This window comes from Microbacterium sp., from assembly GCF_035554235.1.
In the GTDB taxonomy this organism is placed as follows: Bacteria; Actinomycetota; Actinomycetes; order Actinomycetales; family Microbacteriaceae; genus Microbacterium.
In genome coordinates this window covers 1-3,956 of the sequence record NZ_DATMIO010000178.1, presented here as the reverse complement: position 1 = coordinate 3,956, position 3,956 = coordinate 1, and the positions used below count along the sequence as shown (strand labels likewise).

Genomic DNA, 3,956 nt, shown 5'->3' with positions numbered 1-3,956 from the left:
GACCGTCGAAGCGGCTGCCCGTCGACCTCGGAGACCGAAGCTTGGACCGGCGCCCATCGGCACTCGTCCTGCGCTGCCGTCGCTCCGCGGTGTCGGCGTGTCGCGGGCGCTCAGCTGTTCAAGATTTGCGTACTCAAGTCTGCGCTTAGGCACACACAGACTTGAGCACCCCGGCAGCACCCGTACTCAAGTCTGCGCTTGTGTACACGCAGACTTGAGTACGTAAATCGGGAACAGATGCGCCTCGCCGACACGCCGGGGCCGGCGCTACAGCAACGCAGCTAGACAGCTGAACGCGAGACGGCGAGACAGCGAGACAGCTGAACGGCAAGACAGCTCACGAGTCGCCACGTACGCCGCCGTCGCGACGGGCCTACTCGCGGAGCGTCGCGCCGAAACGGTCGGAGGCCACCGCGACGCCCGCGAGCTTCGACTCCGTCGCCTCCGCCGCGGTGAGCGTGCGGTCGGGGGCGCGGAAGCGCAACGCGAAAGTCATGCTCTTCGAACCGTCCGGCACACCGGCGCCGCGGTAGTCGTCCACGAGCCGGACCGACTCCAGGAGGTCGCCGGCACCCTCCACCAGGGCGGCGCGCAGGTCGGCGGCCGCGACATCCGCGGGCACGACCAGCGACACGTCCTGCGTGGCTGCAGGGAAGCCCGACAGCGACGCCGCCACGACCTTCTCCCCCGCCAGCGAGATGATCAGATCGAGGTCGAGCTCGGCGACGATCACGCGGCCGGGGAGATCGGATGCCTCAGCCACGGCCGGCAGCAATTCTCCCGCGTAGCCGACCGCCGTCGGGGCGCCGGAACCCACGGACAGGACGGCGGTGCGGCCCGGGTGCAGCGCCGCGCGCTGGCCTTGGGAGACGGAGACCTCGACGCCGGCGGCCGCCGCGATGGTGCGCACGGCGTCGAGCACGTCGGCGAGGTCTGCGGTCGCTGCGGCGACGCCGGGCTGCTTGGCGACCGTGCTGCCCGCCAGGAGCACAGCGACGAAGCGGCGCTGGGGCGGGATCGACGCGTCGAGCGCGGTGAGGGTCGAGGCATCCGGGCGCACGGCCAGAGGAGGCACCGAATCCGTTCCGTAGACGACGGCCGGCTCCGGCAGGAACACCGTGCCGGTCTCGAACAGCGCGAGATCGGTGAGGCCTCGGGCCACGTTGCGGTGCGCGGTCTGCAGCAGTCCCGGCACGAGCGAGCGCCGCAGGTACGGCGCCTGGCCGTCGAGCGGATTCGCGAGCTTCACGCTGGGCACGTGCTCACCGGACGCAGACCCGTGAAGGTCGTTGTGCTCCTCGGTCGTGAAGGGGAACGAGGGAGTCTCGACGTAGCCGGCCGCGGCGAGCGCGTTCGACACGCGGCGGCGTCCCTGCTGGGCCGGGGTCAGACCGCGCCCAGCGGGCGGGCTCGGCAGTACGGACGGGATGCGACCGTACCCGTTGATGCGGGCGACCTCTTCGGCGAGGGTCCATTTGTCGGTGAGGTCGGGGCGCCAGCTCGGCGGGGTGACGACCCCGCCTTCGGGCACGTCGAGCACGCGGCATCCGATCAGCTCCAGCGAACCGCGCACCTCGGAGTCCGAGTAATCGACGCCGATCAGGCCGGGGACGAAACCCGCGGGCAGCACGATCTCGGGAGCGACGAACGGCTCCACGATCATCGCCCCGACCTCGGACGCCGTTCCGCCGGCGTACTCCACCATGAGCTGTACGACGCGCTCCGCCGCCGCGACGGCGACGAGAGGGTCGACTCCGCGCTCGAAGCGCCGCGACGCCTCGGACGGAAGCTTGTGACGACGTGCGGTACGCGCGATCGAGATCGGGTCGAACGTGGCCGCCTCGACGAGGACGTTACGAGTGCCCGCGCCCATCTCGGTGGTGCCGCCGCCCATCACGCCGGCGAGCCCGATCGGGCCCGAGCCATCGGTGATCAGCAGGTCTTCGGGGTCGAGCACGCGCACCTGGCCGTCGAGGGTCTCGAGCTTCTCGCCCTGGCGCGCCCGGCGCACGGTGATGCCGCCCGTGAGCTTGTCGAGGTCATACCCGTGGATGGGGTTTCCGAGCTCGAGCATCACATAGTTGGTGATGTCGACGAGGATCGAGATGGAACGGATGCCGGCCAAGGCGAGGCGCGTGATCATCCACACCGGCGTCGGGCGCGAGGCATCCACGTCGTGAACCGCCCGTACGGCGAAGCCCGTCGCGCCGACGCGCCCGCGGATGGGGGCCTCGTCGAGGATCGCGAGCGGGAAGCCCGACGCGCTCCATTGGGGAGCGCCGTCCGCCGGGTCGCGGAACGCCGCGCCGGTCGCGTGGGCGTATTCGCGCGCAACGCCTCGGATCGACAGGGCGTAGCCGCGGTCGGGCGTCACATTGATCTCGACGGCGACATCGTCGAGCCCGAGGAGGGCGATCGCGTCGGTGCCGACCGGCGCGTCGATGCCGAGTTCGACCAGACGCAGGATGCCGGAGTGCTCGCTGCCGAGCCCCAGTTCCTGGGCCGAGGCGATCATGCCGTCGGAGACGTGTCCGTAGGTCTTGCGGGCCGCGATCGGGAACGGCCCGGGCAGCACGGCTCCGGGCAGCGTCACGACGACCTTGTCGCCTTCGAAGAAGTTGCGGGCGCCGCAGACGATTCCCCTGATGGGGCCGCCGCTTGCAGCGGCATCGGTCCCTGAGCCTGTCGAAGCGCCATCGGCCGCGGTCTCACCGTCCGGCGCGACGCGCACTTGGCACCAGCGGATCGTCTTGCCGTTCGACTGCGGCTCCTCGACGAACTCGACGACTTCGCCGACGACGATCGGGCCGCGGAGCTCGAACCGGTGGACATCCTCTTCTTCGAAGCCGACCGATACGAGCGCCGCCAGCACGTCCTCGGGGGTCGCCTGCACGGGAACATCCACGTACTCACGCAGCCATGAAAGCGGGACGCGCATCACACCACCATCCCGAACTGCTGCGAGAAGCGGATGTCGCCCTCTGCCATGTCGCGCATGTCCTGCACGTCGGAGCGGAACATCAGGGTCCGCTCGATGCCCATGCCGAACGCGAAGCCGGAGTACTCCTCCGGGTCGATGCCCGCCGCGCGGAGCACGTTCGGGTTGATCATTCCGCAGCCGCCCCACTCGATCCAGCGCGCGCCGCCCTTGAAGGTCGGGTGCCACAGGTCGAGCTCGGCGCTCGGTTCGGTGAACGGGAAGAAGTTGGCGCGGAAGCGCGTCTTGGCCTCGGGGCCGAAGAGCACGCGAGCGGCGTGGTCGAGGGTGCCCTTGAGGTGCGCCATCGTGATGCCCTTGTCGACGACGATGCCCTCGAACTGGCTGAAGACGGGCAGGTGCGTCGCATCGAACTCGTCGGTGCGGTACACGCGGCCCGGGCACAGGACGTACACCGGAAGATCGCGCTCGAGCAGGGAGCGCACCTGCACGGGGCTGGTGTGCGTGCGCATCACGAGGTGCCGATCGGCCGGGTCGACGAAGAAGGTGTCCTGCATCTGACGCGCCGGGTGGTCGGCGTCGAAGTTCAGCGCGTCGAAGTTGTACCACTCGTGCTCAAGCTCGGGGCCTTCGGCGATCTCCCACCCCATGCCGACGAAGATGTCGCTGATCTGCTCCTGCAGGAGGGTGAGGGGATGCCGCGCGCCGACGCGGGCGCGAGTGGGGAGCGCCGTGACATCGATCCGCTCCGCCTCGAGCCGAGCGGCGGTCTCGGCCTCGACGAGCTCGACCTCGCGTGCCGCGATCGCCTGGTTTACCCGGCCGCGTGCCTGCCCGACGAGCTTGCCGAACGCAGCCTTGTTCTCGGGGGCGACATCGCGCAGGCGTGCGTTGAGCGCCGCGAGCGGCGACGACTCTCCCGCGTGGGCGGACCGCGCGCCCTTGAGCGCGGCGGAATCGGATGCTGCGGCCACCGCGGCGAGCGCGGCCTGGACGGCGGCATCCACCGCTTCGGGTG

The 3,956-nt window shown here is 70.4% G+C and carries 2 protein-coding genes; both read right to left on the bottom strand.

Annotation, left to right across the window (positions count from 1 at the left end):
- Positions 1-373: 373 nt before the first annotated feature.
- Positions 374-2,938, bottom strand: a complete 2,565-nt coding sequence (pheT, locus tag VNT50_RS09355; protein ID WP_325484847.1) for a phenylalanine--tRNA ligase subunit beta — start codon at positions 2,936-2,938, stop codon at positions 374-376.
- The coding region (gene pheS, locus VNT50_RS09350) for a phenylalanine--tRNA ligase subunit alpha (protein ID WP_325484846.1) at positions 2,938-3,956 on the bottom strand (1,019 nt) is incomplete at its 5' end. The genes pheS and pheT, both read right to left, overlap by 1 nt.

Coding starts and splice junctions, on each gene's coding strand:
- pheT (WP_325484847.1), bottom strand. CDS start 2,938: ATGCGCGTCCCGCTTTCATGGCTGCGTGAGTACGTGGATGTTCCCGTG.